The following is a 13,571-nucleotide window of genomic DNA, read 5'->3' on the forward strand; positions in this document are numbered from 1 at the left end:
CCGGCCCGCCGCGGCCGGGCTACCCCGCGGCGATCTTCAGGAGCGTGCTGCTGAGAAGCGCCGGCGCGGCCACGTGCGCCGTGTGGCTCGCGGCCAGCTCGACCAGCCGCCAGGAGGGGTCGGTGCGCACCCGCGTCACGGACGGCGGCTCGGCCTCGCCCTCCTTCTCCTCCGTGCAGAGCACGAAGGTCCGCGGCAGCTCGGTCTCCCCGTGCTCGAGGTGCAGCGGTTGCGTCATGGTGGCCAGAGGATGGTGGACCATCCGCGCCACCGCCCACGCGACCTCGGACGGGATGTCCGGTGGCAACGGGTCGGGAAGGGGTGCCGGCACCCGCCATCCGTCGCCCCGGGTGCGGGCCGACTCCTCGTACAGAGCCCGCGACTCGGCCGGGACGAGGTCCAGCATCGATTCGCCCGCGCGGGGCACGTCCGCGTCGAGGTAGACGAGCTGCCCGATGCGCTCGGGGGTGCGGTCGGCCACCCCGGTGATCACCATGCCGCCGTAGCTGTGGCCGACGAGCACGACGTCGGTGAGGTCCTCGTAGTGGAGCACCGCGACGACGTCGGCGATGTGCACGTCGAGGTCCGTCTCCGGGGTGGCGAGGTGGGCGCGTTCCCCGAGGCCGGTGAGCGACGGCGTCACGACCTCGTGGCCGGCCGTGCGGAGGAGCGGGCGGACCCAGCGCCAGGCGTGGGCGCCCGACCAGGCGCCGTGCACGATCACGAACGTGGCCATCGCGGCCCCCAGGACGTCGGGTCCCCGTGCGCCGGAATGGTCGCAGCGACCGACGCCGGCTACAAGGAGCTCTGTGCCGGCATCGTCAGCCGACCAGGACGACCAGCAGGGTGCGGGGGCCGTGGACGCCCTCGACCCGCTGGAGCTCGATGTCGCTGGTCGCCGAGGGCCCGCTGATCATCGTCAGCGGGGCGAGCGGTTCGAGCCGTGCCAGCCCCTCCGGCACGCCGCCCACCACCTGGTCGCCCGTCACCACGCAGACCAGGCAGTCGGGGAGCAGGGACAGCGCGCGCCGCCCGCAGACCGGGCTGCCGTCGAGCACCAGGGTGCCGGTCTCGGCGACCGCGACGGAGACGCCGGTGACCGTCGCCGCGTATCCCGCGAGTTCCACGGCGGGTCGGCCGTCGTCCTCGGTGGCCCCGTCCGGGCGCCAGTCGGCAGGCAGGCCGGGGGCCACGACGACGTCGGCCTCGGGGTGCTCCCCGAGCGTCGCCTGCAGCGCGCTGGCGACGGTCTGCGCGACCTCGGACGGCGCACAGCGCAGCACCGTGGCCTTGTAGTCCTCGAGGCGGTCGGTGAGGACGTCGAGCAGCTGGGCCGCCGAGCGGTCGTCGGCGGTCCGGTAGTTCCGCGCGATCGGGGCGGGCGCCGCGCGGTCCGGGCCGAGCGCCGTCCGGATCCGGCCGAGGATCTCCTCCCGGGCCGTCATCGGCCGTGCTCCCGCGCCCAGGCCTGCGTGAACGTCTCCCGCGGCGGGGTGGGCAGGTCGCGGGTGCGCGTCCACTTCGACGCCGGGGGCGGCAGGGCGGCCGGCAGCGTCGGCTTCCCCCGGGCGAGGAACCGGCCGAGCCCGGCGGCCCGCTGGGCCAGGTGCCAGAGCCGGGGACTGGACATGACCTTCGACAGGGCGCGGAACGCCGCCGCCTCGGGGGTCGTCCGCGTCTGGGCCTCCACGTGCTCGGCGCGCAGGTGCACCAGGATCGAGGGGATGTCGATCGCGACCGGGCACACGTCGTAGCAGGCGCCGCACAGCGACGAGGCGTACGGCAGCGACGCGTTGTCCTCGACCCCGGTGAGCTGCGGGGAGAGGACGGCGCCGATCGGCCCGGGGTAGACCGAGCCGTAGGCGTGCCCGCCGGCGCGCTCGTACACCGGGCAGACGTTGAGGCAGGCCGAGCACCGGATGCAGTGCAGCGCCTCGCGGCCCACCTCGTCGGCGAGCACCGCCGTCCGCCCGTTGTCGAGCAGGACGAGGTGGAAGTCCTGCGGCCCGTCGCCCGGGGTGACCCCGGCCCACAGCGAGGTGTAGGGGTTCATCCGCTCGCCGGTGGAGGAGCGGGGGAGGAGCTGCAGGAACACCTCGAGATCGCGCCAGGTGGGCACGACCTTCTCGATGCCCATGACGGTGATCAGCGTCTCCGGCAGCGTCAGGCACATCCGGCCGTTGCCCTCGCTCTCGACCACCGTGAGGGTGCCGGTCTCGGCGATCGCGAAGTTCGCGCCGCTGACGGCCACCCGGGCCCTCAGGAAGCGCTCGCGCAGGTGGGTGCGGGCGGCCATGGCGAGTTTCCGCGGCTCGTCGGTGAGCTCGGGGTCGACACCGGGGATGGTGCGGGCGAAGATCTCGCGGATCTCGGAGCGGTTCTTGTGGATCGCCGGCACGAGGATGTGGGAGGGCTTGTCGTCGCCGAGCTGCACGATCAGCTCGGCGAGGTCGGTCTCCAGCGCGGTGATCCCGGCGGCCTCGAGCGCCTCGTTGAGGCCGATCTCCTGGGTGGCCATCGACTTGACCTTGACCACCTCGTCCGCGCCGGTGGCCTGCACCAGCCGGGTGACGATCGCGTTCGCCTCGTTCGCGTCGCGCGCCCAGTGGACCGTGCCGCCGCGGGCGGTGACCTGCTCCTCCAGGGCGATCAGGTGCTCGTCGAGCCGGGCCATCGTGGCGGCCTTGATCGCGCGACCGGCCTCCCGGAGCTCCGCCCAGTCGGGCACCTCGCCGACGACGCGGGCGCGCTTGGCCCGGATGGTGGAGGTGGCGTGGCCGAGGTTCGCGCGGAGCTGCCCGTCCCGCAGGGCACCGCGGGCGGCGTCCGGGAAGGACTGGTCGCCCCGCAGGTGCCCCACGTCGCGGGGCGCCGTCGGGATGCCGAGGAAGACCGCGGTCATCGCCGACTCCCGCTTTCGGTACCGGAAGCGGAGGGCGACGGCGCCGCTTCCGGTACCGAAAGCCGGCACGGGGCGGTCATGCCGGCACCGAGGGCTTGGTCGACTGCTGCGGGTTCACGGCTTCCTCCGTCGAGGCGAGGATCTCGGCCAGGTGCACCGTGCGGGTGCCGGCCCGGAGCCGGGACAGCCCGCCCCCGATGTGCATCAGGCAGGACGCGTCGCCGGCGGTGCAGACCTCGGCGTGGGTCGACAGCACGTTGGCCATCTTGTCGGTCAGCATCGCCGTCGAGATGTCGGCGTTCTTGACGGCGAACGTGCCGCCGAAGCCGCAGCACTGGTCGGCGCCGGGCAGCTCCACGAGATCGAGGCCGCGGACGGCGCGGAGCAGCTGCAGCGGCCGGTCGCCGACCCGCAGCAGCCGCAGCGAGTGGCAGGTCGGGTGGTAGGTCACCCGGTGCGGGTAGAAGGCCCCGACGTCGGTCACGCCGAGGACGTCGACCAGGAACTGGGACAGCTCGTAGGTGCGTCCCGCGAGCAGTTCCGCCTCGTCCGCGAGTGCGTGCTCGCCCGCCCGGCGGGCCACGGCGGCCTGCTGGTGGTGGATCGAGGCGACGCACGACCCGGACGGCGCCACGATCGCCTCCGCCCCGGCGAACGCGCGGACGTGGTTGGCGACGATCGGCACGGCCTCGTGGCGGTACCCGGTGTTGACGTGCATCTGCCCGCAGCAGCTCTGCCCCGCCGGGACGACGACCTCGTGACCGAGCCGCTCGAGCAGGGTGGCCGTGGCGCGGGCCACCTGCGGCACCATCGTGTCCACCAGGCAGGTGGCGAACAGAGCTACCTTCATGCGGTCGCCTCCCGGGTAGGCGCGGCGTTCCTGCGCACCATGCTGGACTGCCGGACCACCAGCACGGGCTCGAAGAGCAGCTGCTCGTGCAGGTGGTTCTCCCCGCGAGCTTCGTCGATCAGCAGCTCGGCCGCGCGTCGACCGAGCTCCTGCCGTGGCTTGCGCACCGACGAGAGCGGGACGGCGGCGGCGGCGGCGAAGTCGATGTCGTCGTAACCGACGATCGCGAAGTCCTCCGGCACCGCGACACCGTGCCGGACCATCTCCTGGAGCATCCCCAGGGCGAGCAGGTCGTTGGCGCAGATCGCGGCCGTGGGACGCCGCGCGGCGGGCGTCCCGATGATCTGCTCGGCGGCCTCGCGCCCACCCGCCACGGTGAGCTTGGCGGGCGAGAGGACGGTCAGCGCGTCGTCGGATCCGCAGGCCTCACGGATCGCCAGTTCCACGCCCTGGTGCCGCTCCTGCACCTGGGGCAGGCCGGAGGATCCCCCGACGAATGCGATCCGCCGGTGCCCCCGCTCCAGCAGGTGATCGGCGGCGAGCCGGCCCCCGTGGACGTCGTCCACCGCGACCGAGCACTGGTCCGGGCCGGTGGCCCGACGGTCCAGCAGCACCACCGGCACGCCCCGGCGGCGCACGGCCTCGAGGGCGGGGGAGAGCTCGGCGGTGGGGGTGATGAGGACACCGCGCACGCGCTGCTCGGCGAGCACGTCCAGGTGCGCCGCCTCCCGGGCCGCGAGGTCGTCGGAGTTGCAGAGGATCACCGACAACCCCTCGGCGTTCGCCGCCTCCTCGACGCCACGTGCCACGTCGGTGAAGAACGGGTTGGCGATGTCGAGGACGACCAGGCCGATGGTCCGGCTGTGCCCGGCCCGCAGCTGCCGGGCCGACTCGTTGCGGACGAAGCCGAGGTCGGCGATCGCGGCGAGGACGCGGTCACGGGTCACCTCGCTGACCATGGTGGGGCGGTTGAGCACGTTGCTGACGGTCCCCACCGAGACACCCGCCCGCTCGGCGACGTCGCGGATGCTGCTGGTCAGTGGTCCTCCCCGGATCACCAGGCCGCGTCGATGCGCCCGTGAGCCCGCATGATCCCGGTCCCGGGTGAAACGTGTCAACCGCGCAGCACAGGCGTACATATCCGGGTGCTGAGCGTGGCGTCCGTGACGCTTGACACAGCCGGGCGGTATCCCTATGGTCTGCGCCACACCCCTTGTGAAACGTTTCATACATCGGAGGCGGTCACCCTGGAGCCAGCCCCGGCGCACCCCGCGCCCGGCAGCGTCGTCCTCGCTCTCGAGGACGTGAGCAAGTCCTTCGGCGCCGTCGCCGCGCTGCGCGGTGCCCGACTCGAACTGCGGGCCGGCGAGGCGCACGCGCTGGTCGGCGAGAACGGCGCCGGCAAGTCGACGCTGGTCAAGATCCTGGCGGGGGTCCACGGCCCCGACTCCGGACGGGTGCTGCTCGACGGCGCCCCGGTGACGCTGGACAACCCGGCCGCGGCCCGCGCGGCCGGCATCGCAGTCATCTACCAGGAGCCCACGCTGTTCCCCGACCTCTCGGTCGCGGAGAACATCTTCATGGGCCGCCAGCCGCTCACCGGCGGACGCCGGATCGACCGCAGGGAACTGGCCGCACGCTGCCGGGCGCTGTTCGAGCGGCTCGGCGTCACGCTGGACCCCGACCGCCCGGCGCGCGGCCTGTCCATCGCCGACCAGCAGATGATCGAGATCGCCAAGGCGCTCTCGTTCGACGCCCGAGTGCTGGTCATGGACGAGCCCACCGCGGCGCTCTCCGGCGTCGAGGTCGAGCGGCTGTTCACCGTGGCCCGGTCGCTGCGTTCCTCCGGCGCGGCCGTGCTGTTCATCTCCCACCGCTTCGACGAGGTCTTCGACCTGTGCGACCGGATCACGGTCATGCGCGACGGCCAGTGGGTGTCGACCGACCCGGCCACGGACCTCACCGTCGACCAGGTGGTGCGGCGCATGGTCGGCCGCGAGGTCGCCTCGCTCTTCCCGAAGATCGACGTCGAGCCCGGCGAGGTGGTGCTCGAGGTCCGCGGGCTGACGCGCGTCGGGGTCTTCGCCGACGTCTCGTTCGACGTGCGCGCCGGGGAGATCGTCGCCCTGGCGGGTCTCGTCGGGGCCGGGCGCAGCGAGGTCGTCCGGGCCGTGTTCGGCGTGGATGCCTACGACGCGGGCTCGGTCCGGGTCGCCGGGTCGCAACTGCGCCAGGGGTCGCCGGCCGCGGCCATGGCGGCCGGCCTGGCGCTCGTGCCCGAGGACCGCCGCCAGCAGGGACTGGTCATGGAGCTCTCCGTGGAACGCAACGCCACCCTGACCCGGCGCTGGAAGCTCGCGCGGTTCGGCCTCCTCTCCGCCCGGAGCGAGCGGGCCACGGCCGCCGACTGGACGAAGCGGATGCAGGTCAAGGCCGGGAAGCTCTCGGACGCCGTGTCCACGCTCTCCGGTGGCAACCAGCAGAAGGTCGTCCTGGCGAAGTGGCTGTCCACCGACCCCCGGGTGCTCATCGTCGACGAGCCGACCCGCGGGATCGACGTCGGCACCAAGGCGGAGGTGCACCGCCTGCTCTCGCAGCTCGCGGCGGACGGCATGGCGGTCGTCATGGTCTCCAGCGAGCTCCCGGAGGTCCTCGGCATGGCCGACCGCGTCCTCGTCATGCACGAGGGCCGCGTCGTCGCCGACATCCCCCGGGCGCAGGCCGACGAGGACAGCGTGATGCTCGCGGCCACCGGCCAGGCCGGCCGCCCGGCGGTGGCGTCATGAGCTCCTCGACGAAGGCCGCGGCCCCGGCTCCGGTCGACGTGGCCCCCGAGCACACCGGCGGGCGCGGCGCGGCGCTGGTGCAGCGGCTGGTGGTGGTGCGCGAGCTCGGTATCCTGGCCGCGCTGCTGCTCCTGATCGTCGCCACGGTGATCGCCAACCCGCGCTTCCTGTCGGGGCAGAACCTCCGCGACCTGCTCCTGTCGGCGTCGATCCTGACGGTCCTCGCGGCCGGCCAGACGATCGTCATCGTCACCCGGAACGTGGACCTCTCCGTGGGCTCGGTCCTCGGGCTGTCCGCCTACGCGTCGGGCACGCTGCTGGTGAACGCGCCGGGCACCCCGGTGGTCCTGGTGATCCTGGCAGGGATGGCGGTCGGGGCGGCGTGCGGCCTGCTCAACGGCGCCATCGTGGCCATCGCCAAGGTGCCGTCCCTGGTGGTCACCCTGGGCACGCTCTACGCGTTCCGGGGACTGGACTCGCTCTGGGCCAGCAGCAGCGACCGGCTGCAGATCAACGCCGCCGACCTGCCCACCGGCTTCAAGTCCCTCGCCGGCGCCCGGCTGCTCGGCGTCCCGCTGCTGTTCCTGATCGCACTGGCCGTGGTGCTGCTGGTCGGCTTCTACCTCCGCAACTACCGCAGCGGCCGGGAGCTGTACGGCATCGGCTCGGACCCCGCGGCCGCACGGCTGTCGGGCATCCCGGTCGGCCGGCGGGTGCTCCTCGCGTTCGTCGTCAACGGCGCCCTGGCCGGCCTCGCGGGGGTTCTCTACGCCGCGCGGTTCCAGACGCTGGACGCCACCGCAGGCACCGGCCAGGAGCTCTTCGTCGTCGCGGCGGCCGTCGTGGGTGGCGTGGCCATCTTCGGGGGCAGCGGCTCGGTGTACGGCGCCGCGCTGGGCGCTCTCCTGCTCACCACCATCGGGACCTCGCTGCCCCAGCTCGGTCTCAACCCGTTCTGGCGGGACGCCGCCGTCGGCGCCCTGATCCTCGCCGCCATCGCCCTGGACCGGGCGCTCTCCCTGCGCCTGGCCCGCCGCCTCCGAGGGAGGAACCTCCGTGGCGCTTGATTCGGCCCACCCCGCCACCCCCGCCCCCGCGACCCCGGCCGGCCAGGCGCCCGCCGAGCGGCCCTCGCCGACCTCGCGGCTCCGCCTGCTGGGCACCGGCGACGGCGTGATCACGCTGGTCCTGGTCGTCTTCCTGCTCGTCGCCTCGTTCGCGGTCGAGGGCTTCGCCTCGACGCGCAACACCGGCTTCCTGCTGCTGGACGTCGTCGTGATCGTGCTGATCGCGCTGCCGCTGACCCTCGTGATCGTCACCGGCGAGATCGACCTGTCGGTGGCCAGCACGGTGGGGCTGACCAGCGCGGTGATGGGCCAGCTGTGGTTCGCCGGGCTGCCCCTCGAGGCGATCATCCCGATCTGCCTGCTGCTGGGCGGCGTGCTCGGCGCGGTGAACGGACTGCTCGTCACCAGGCTCGGGCTGCCCTCCCTGGCGGTCACCATCGGCACCCTCGCGCTCTACCGCGGGCTGGCCTTCGTCGTCCTCGGGGACCGGGCCGTCGCCGACTTCCCCCGATCCTGGACGACCTGGGCGCTCAGCGGCATCGGGGCGACCGGCATCCCCGTGGTGGTGGTCCCGCTGCTCGTGCTGATCGTGCTCACCGGCGTCGTCCTCCACGCCACCCCGATCGGCCGCTCGCTGTACGCCATGGGCAACAGCGAGGACGCCGCCCGGTTCGCGGGGATCGACGTCGGCCGCACCAAGCTCTGGCTCTTCGTCGTGACCGGCGTCGTCGCGGCCCTCGGCGGCGTCTACTGGACGCTGCGCTACGGCAGTGCCCGCGCCGACAACGCCCAGGGCCTGGAGCTGCAGGTCATCGCGGCGATCCTGCTGGGCGGCGTCTCGATCTTCGGCGGCAGCGGCGGCCTGGTCGGCGTCCTCGCCGGTGCCCTCCTGCTCGGCTCGCTGCGCAACGCCCTGCAGCTGGTCAACGTGCCCTCCGACGTCCTGAACATCGTGACCGGCGCGCTGCTGATCGTCGCCGTCGTCACGCCGCAGATCGCCGCCCGGTTCCGCGGGCGGCGGCCGCGGGGCCGGCCCCGCACCCCATGAGCGCACCACCCGCACGCCCCGTCCCGGGCGCACGTCCGTTCCCCGACTCCGGCCGCCCTGGCGCCGGCTCACAAGAGAGGCAACCCATGACCAGCTTCCTGTCCAGCCGCCGCCTGCGCGGCGGCCTGACCGGCGCCGCCGTCGCGGCCCTGGTGCTGACCACCGCCGCCTGCGGCGGCACCACCCGCGGCGAGGAGGAGGGCGGCGGCTCCGCCGGCGAGGCCAGCGCCTCGGCCAACCCCGACGCCGAGATCCCCTCGGGGCTGAAGATCTCCTTCCTGCCCAAGCAGCTGAACAACCCCTACTTCGCGATCGCCGACGGCGGCGGCGAGAACGCGGTCGAGGAGATCGAGGGCGAGTTCAGCGAGGTCGGCCCGTCCGAGGCCAGCGCCTCCTCGCAGGTCAGCTACATCAACACGCTGACCCAGCAGGGCGTCGACGTCATCGTCACCTCGGCGAACGACCCGAACGCCATCTGCAGCGCGCTGGACCAGGCCCGGGCCGGTGGCGCCAACGTCGTCACCTTCGACTCCGACACCGATCCCGCGTGCCGCGACCTGTTCATCAGCCAGGCCACCAGCGAGGGCATCGCGCAGAGCCAGATCGACCTGATGGCCGAGCAGATGGGTGGCGCGGGCCAGGTGGCGATCCTGTCGGCGACGGCGAACGCGACGAACCAGAACGCCTGGATCGAGATCATGGAGACCTACGCCGCCGAGAAGTACCCCGACATGGAGATCGTCGCCACCGTCTACGGCGACGACGAGGACGAGAAGTCCTTCCAGGAGACCCAGGGTCTGCTGCAGACCTATCCGGAGCTCAAGGGGATCATCTCGCCGACCACCGTCGGGATCTCGGCCGCGGCCCGGTACCTGTCCGGCTCCGAGTACAAGGGCAAGGTCGCGCTGACCGGCCTGGGGACGCCGAACCAGATGCGGGAGTTCGTCAAGGACGGCACCGTCACGGCCTTCGCGCTGTGGAACCCCGAGGAGCTCGGCTACCTGGCCGCCTACGCGGGAGCGGCCCTGGCCGCCGGTCAGATCACCGGCGCGGAGGGCGAGACCTTCGAGGCCGGCGAGCTCGGCGAGTACACGGTCGAGGCCGACGGCGTCGTCGTCCTCGGCGAGCCCACCGTGTTCAACGCCGACAACATCGACGACTTCGACTTCTGAGTCGTCCGCTCCTGCCGCCGCCGGTCATCCGGCCGGCGGCGGCAGGAGGCACCACCCCGCTGAGAGGAACCCGACGTGCCCCGCGTCTGCTTCACGCTCCAGGTCCGCCCGGACCGGCTCGCCGAGTACCGCGAGCGGCACGCCACCGTGTGGCCGGAGATGCTGCGTGCCCTGCGCGACACCGGCTGGCACGACTACCAGCTCTTCCTGCGCGAGGACGGCCTGCTGGTCGGCACCCTGGTGACCGACGACCTCGCCGCGGCCCAGGCCGCCATGGAGCGGACCTCGGTCAACTCCCGCTGGCAGGCCGACATGGCGCCCTTCTTCGACCTCCCCGACGGTCGGCCCGACCGAGGGATGCACCTGCTCGATCTCGTCTTCGATCTCGACGCCCAGCTCGCGGCGGCCTGTGAGACGACCACCCCCGGAACAGGAGACCGACCGTGACCACAACCAGGTCCAGCGCGCTCGAGGCGCTGGCGCAGCAGACCATCGAGCTGCCCTCCTGGGCGTTCGGCAACTCCGGCACCCGGTTCAAGGTCTTCGGCCAGCCCGGTGTGGCCCGCGATCCGTACGAGAAGCTCGAGGACGCCGCCCAGGTGAACAGGTACACCGGCGTCGCGCCGCGGGTGTCCCTGCACATCCCGTGGGACCTGGTCGACGACTACGGCAAGCTTGCCGCCCACGCCGCCGACCTCGGTGTCTCGATCGGCGCCATCAACTCCAACCTCTTCCAGGACGACGACTACCGGCTGGGCTCGCTGACCCACGCCGATCCCGCCGTCCGCCGCAAGGCGATCGACCACCACGCCCAATGCGTCGAGGTCATGAACGCCACCGGCTCGACCGACCTCAAGGTGTGGCTGCCGGACGGCACCAACTACCCGGGGCAGGACGACCTGCGGGCCCGTCAGGACCGGCTGGCCGACTCGCTGTCCCAGATCTACGCGATGCTCGGGCCGGGGATGCGGATGCTGCTCGAGTACAAGTTCTTCGAGCCGTACTTCTACGCGATGGACATCCCCGACTGGGGCACGTCGCTGGTGCACTGCCTCGCGCTGGGGGAGCAGGCGACCGTCGTCCTGGACACCGGCCACCACGCGCCGGGCACCAACATCGAGTTCATCGTCATGCAGCTGCTGCGGGCCGGGCGGCTGGGCGCGTTCGACTTCAACTCGCGCAACTACGCCGACGACGACCTCATCGTCGGGTCGGCGGATCCGTTCCAGCTGTTCCGGATCCTGAACGAGATCGTGGCCGCGGACGCCCTGCTCGGTGCCGACGTCAACTTCATGCTCGACCAGTGCCACAACATCGAGCCCAAGATCCCGGGCCAGATCCGGTCGGTGATGAACGTGCAGGAGGCGACGGCGAAGGCGCTGCTCGTCGACCGCGACGCGCTTGCCGCGGCCCAGCGGTCGGGTGACGTGCTGGGGGCCAACGCGCTGCTGATGGACGCCTACAACACCGACGTCCGCCCGCTGCTCGCCGAGCTGCGGGTGTCGTCGGGCCTGGACCCCGACCCGTACGCCGCCTACGCCCGGTCCGGCCACCAGGAGCGCATCGCCCGCGAGCGCGTCGGCGGCTCCCAGGCCGGCTGGGGCGCCTGACCCCACCAGCCCTCCGCTTTCTGTACCGAAAGCGGCCCCTCTCTTCCGCGCTTTCGGTACCGAAAGCGGGGACAGGACATCGGAAGGACCGCACGATCGTGACGAACCCCGTGGTCGAGGACCTGCTGGGCCGGAGCAACCGGCTCGGCGCGGACCCGCGCAACACCAACTACGCCGGCGGCAACACCTCCGCGAAGGGCACCGAGACCGACCCGGTGACCGGGCAGCCGGTCGAGCTGCTCTGGGTCAAGGGCTCCGGGGGAGACCTCGGCACGCTCACCGAGCCCGGTCTCGCCGTCCTCCGGCTGGACCGGCTGCGCTCCCTGGTCGACGTCTACCCGGGCGTCGACCGGGAGGACGAGATGGTTGCCGCCTTCGACTTCTGCCTGCACGGGCGGGGCGGTGCGGCGCCGTCGATCGACACGGCGATGCACGGCCTGGTCCGGTCGGCGCACGTCGACCACCTGCACCCCGACTCGGGGATCGCCCTGGCGACGGCGGCCGACGGCGAGGCGCTGACCCGCGAGTGCTTCGCCGACCGCGTCGTCTGGGTGCCGTGGCGCCGGCCCGGATTCCAGCTCGGCCTGGACATCGCCGAGATCGCGGAGAAGAACCCGCAGGCGATCGGCTGCATCCTCGGTGGGCACGGCGTGACGGCGTGGGGCGAGACGAGCGAGCAGTGCGAGGCCAACAGCCTGGAGATCATCCGGACGGCGGAGCGCTTCCTCGCCGAGCGCGGCCGCCCCGAGCCCTTCGGTCCGGTCGTCCCGGGCTACGAGGCGTTGCCGCCGGCGGAGCGGAAGCACAAGGCGGCCGCGCTCGCCCCGGTCATCCGCGGGCTGGCGTCCACCGACCGGCCCCAGGTCGGCTCCTTCACCGACGCCGAGGTCGTGCTCGACTTCCTCGCCGCGGCCGAGCACCCGCGGCTGGCGGCGCTGGGCACGTCCTGCCCCGACCACTTCCTGCGCACCAAGGTGCGGCCCCTGGTGGTCGATCTGCCCGCGCACGCGTCGGTCGAGGACGTCGTCGCGCGGCTGAAGGAGCTGCACGAGGAGTACCGCGCCGAGTACGCCGCCTACTACGCGCGGCACGCGACCCCGGACAGCCCGGCCATGCGTGGCGCCGACCCGGCGATCGTGCTCGTGCCCGGCGTCGGCATGTTCAGCTTCGGGGCCAACAAGCAGACCGCGCGGGTGGCCGGCGAGTTCTACGTGAACGCGATCAACGTGATGCGCGGCGCCGAGGCCGTCTCCACCTATGCGCCGATCGACGAGGCGGAGAAGTTCCGCATCGAGTACTGGGCGCTGGAGGAGGCCAAGCTCGCGCGGATGCCGAAGCCGAAGCCGCTGGCGACCCGGGTCGCCCTGGTCACCGGGGCCGCCTCCGGCATCGGCAAGGCGATCGCCGTCCGGCTCGCGGCCGAGGGCGCCTGCGTCGTCGTCGCCGACCTCGAGCTGTCGAAGGCCCGGAACGCCGCCGCCGAGATCGGCGGCTCCGACGTCGCGATCGGCGTGGCCGCCGACGTCTCCGACGGCGAGGCCGTGGCGGCCGCGTTCCGCGCGGCCGCGCTGGCCTTCGGCGGGGTCGACCTGGTGGTGAACAACGCCGGGCTGTCGATCTCCAAGCCGCTGCTGGAGACGACCGAGCAGGACTGGGACCTGCAGCACGACGTCATGGCGAAGGGCAGCTTCCTGGTCTCCCGCGAGGCCGCCCGCATCATGATCGAGCAGGGGCTGGGCGGCGACATCGTCTACATCAGCAGCAAGAACTCGCTGTTCGCCGGTCCGAACAACATCGCCTACGGGGCGACCAAGGCCGACCAGGCGCACCAGGTCCGGCTGCTGGCCGCCGAGCTCGGCCCGCACCAGATCCGCGTCAACGGCATCAACCCCGACGGTGTCGTCCGTGGCTCCGGCATCTTCGCCGGCGGCTGGGGCGCCAGCCGGGCCGCCGTCTACGGCGTCGAGGAGGACAAGCTCGGCGAGTTCTACGCCCAGCGGACCCTGCTCAAGCGCGAGGTGCTGCCCGACCACGTCGCCGACGCCGTCTTCGCGCTGACCGGTGGTGACCTGACCCGCACGACGGGCCTGCACGTGCCGGTCGACTCGGGCGTCGCGGCCGCCTTCCTCCGCTGAC

General features: G+C 72.8%; 12 protein-coding genes. 7 read left to right on the forward strand and 5 right to left on the reverse strand.

Annotated elements, in window-relative coordinates; genetic code table 11:
- Nucleotides 1–19 precede the first annotated feature (19 nt).
- The 5 genes from E4P39_RS17755 to E4P39_RS17775 form a co-directional block, all read right to left on the reverse strand.
- A complete protein-coding gene (locus E4P39_RS17755) occupies nt 20–736 on the reverse strand; it encodes an alpha/beta hydrolase (protein ID WP_135137912.1) in 717 nt (238 codons plus the stop codon).
- Between the two features lie 85 nt (nt 737–821).
- On the reverse strand, nt 822–1,445 hold the full coding sequence (locus E4P39_RS17760) for an LUD domain-containing protein (protein ID WP_135137913.1): 624 nt from the start codon (nt 1,443–1,445) through the stop codon (nt 822–824).
- A complete protein-coding gene (locus E4P39_RS17765; protein ID WP_135137914.1) occupies nt 1,442–2,902 on the reverse strand; it encodes a LutB/LldF family L-lactate oxidation iron-sulfur protein in 1,461 nt (486 codons plus the stop codon). Before E4P39_RS17765 ends, E4P39_RS17760 begins: the two co-directional genes overlap by 4 nt.
- Nucleotides 2,903–2,978: 76 nt before the next feature.
- Nucleotides 2,979–3,752, reverse strand: a complete 774-nt coding sequence (locus E4P39_RS17770; protein ID WP_135137915.1) for a (Fe-S)-binding protein — start codon at nt 3,750–3,752, stop codon at nt 2,979–2,981.
- A complete protein-coding gene (locus E4P39_RS17775) occupies nt 3,749–4,810 on the reverse strand; it encodes a LacI family DNA-binding transcriptional regulator (protein WP_245159924.1) in 1,062 nt (353 codons plus the stop codon). The genes E4P39_RS17770 and E4P39_RS17775 overlap by 4 nt, the downstream gene beginning before the upstream one ends.
- Nucleotides 4,811–5,056: 246 nt before the next feature.
- On the opposite strand from E4P39_RS17775, the gene E4P39_RS17780 reads away from it, so the two are divergent.
- From E4P39_RS17780 to E4P39_RS17810, 7 genes are all read left to right on the forward strand, one after another.
- Nucleotides 5,057–6,538, forward strand: a complete 1,482-nt coding sequence (locus tag E4P39_RS17780) for a sugar ABC transporter ATP-binding protein (protein WP_209306593.1) — start codon at nt 5,057–5,059, stop codon at nt 6,536–6,538.
- On the forward strand, nt 6,535–7,605 hold the full coding sequence (locus tag E4P39_RS17785) for an ABC transporter permease (protein WP_135137918.1): 1,071 nt from the start codon (nt 6,535–6,537) through the stop codon (nt 7,603–7,605). Before E4P39_RS17780 ends, E4P39_RS17785 begins: the two co-directional genes overlap by 4 nt.
- Nucleotides 7,595–8,653, forward strand: a complete 1,059-nt coding sequence (locus E4P39_RS17790; protein ID WP_135137919.1) for an ABC transporter permease — start codon at nt 7,595–7,597, stop codon at nt 8,651–8,653. The genes E4P39_RS17785 and E4P39_RS17790 overlap by 11 nt, the downstream gene beginning before the upstream one ends.
- Before the next feature lie 86 nt (nt 8,654–8,739).
- Nucleotides 8,740–9,825, forward strand: a complete 1,086-nt coding sequence (rhaS, locus tag E4P39_RS17795; protein ID WP_135137920.1) for a rhamnose ABC transporter substrate-binding protein — start codon at nt 8,740–8,742, stop codon at nt 9,823–9,825.
- A 75-nt stretch (nt 9,826–9,900) separates the two neighbouring features.
- The gene (locus E4P39_RS17800; RefSeq protein ID WP_135137921.1) at nt 9,901–10,272 is read left to right on the forward strand and encodes an L-rhamnose mutarotase; all 372 of its coding nucleotides are present in this window, start codon (nt 9,901–9,903) and stop codon (nt 10,270–10,272) included.
- Nucleotides 10,269–11,435, forward strand: a complete 1,167-nt coding sequence (gene rhaI / locus E4P39_RS17805) for an L-rhamnose isomerase (protein WP_135137922.1) — start codon at nt 10,269–10,271, stop codon at nt 11,433–11,435. Before E4P39_RS17800 ends, rhaI begins: the two co-directional genes overlap by 4 nt.
- Before the next feature lie 98 nt (nt 11,436–11,533).
- On the forward strand, nt 11,534–13,570 hold the full coding sequence (locus E4P39_RS17810; protein WP_245159925.1) for a bifunctional aldolase/short-chain dehydrogenase: 2,037 nt from the start codon (nt 11,534–11,536) through the stop codon (nt 13,568–13,570).
- Nucleotide 13,571 lies beyond the last annotated feature (1 nt).

This window comes from Blastococcus sp. CT_GayMR19, assembly GCF_004570385.1.
Lineage (GTDB): Bacteria > Actinomycetota > Actinomycetes > Mycobacteriales > Geodermatophilaceae > Blastococcus_B.

What these genes read in the sequence shown, in the direction of transcription:
- E4P39_RS17755 (WP_135137912.1), bottom strand. Translation starts at nt 736, where the DNA reads ATGGCCACGTTCGTGATCGTGCACGGCGCCTGGTCGGGCGCCCACGCC.
- E4P39_RS17760 (WP_135137913.1), bottom strand. Translation starts at nt 1,445, where the DNA reads ATGACGGCCCGGGAGGAGATCCTCGGCCGGATCCGGACGGCGCTCGGC.
- E4P39_RS17765 (WP_135137914.1), bottom strand. Translation starts at nt 2,902, where the DNA reads ATGACCGCGGTCTTCCTCGGCATCCCGACGGCGCCCCGCGACGTGGGG.
- E4P39_RS17770 (WP_135137915.1), bottom strand. Translation starts at nt 3,752, where the DNA reads ATGAAGGTAGCTCTGTTCGCCACCTGCCTGGTGGACACGATGGTGCCG.
- E4P39_RS17785 (WP_135137918.1), top strand. Translation starts at nt 6,535, where the DNA reads ATGAGCTCCTCGACGAAGGCCGCGGCCCCGGCTCCGGTCGACGTGGCC.
- rhaS (WP_135137920.1), top strand. Translation starts at nt 8,740, where the DNA reads ATGACCAGCTTCCTGTCCAGCCGCCGCCTGCGCGGCGGCCTGACCGGC.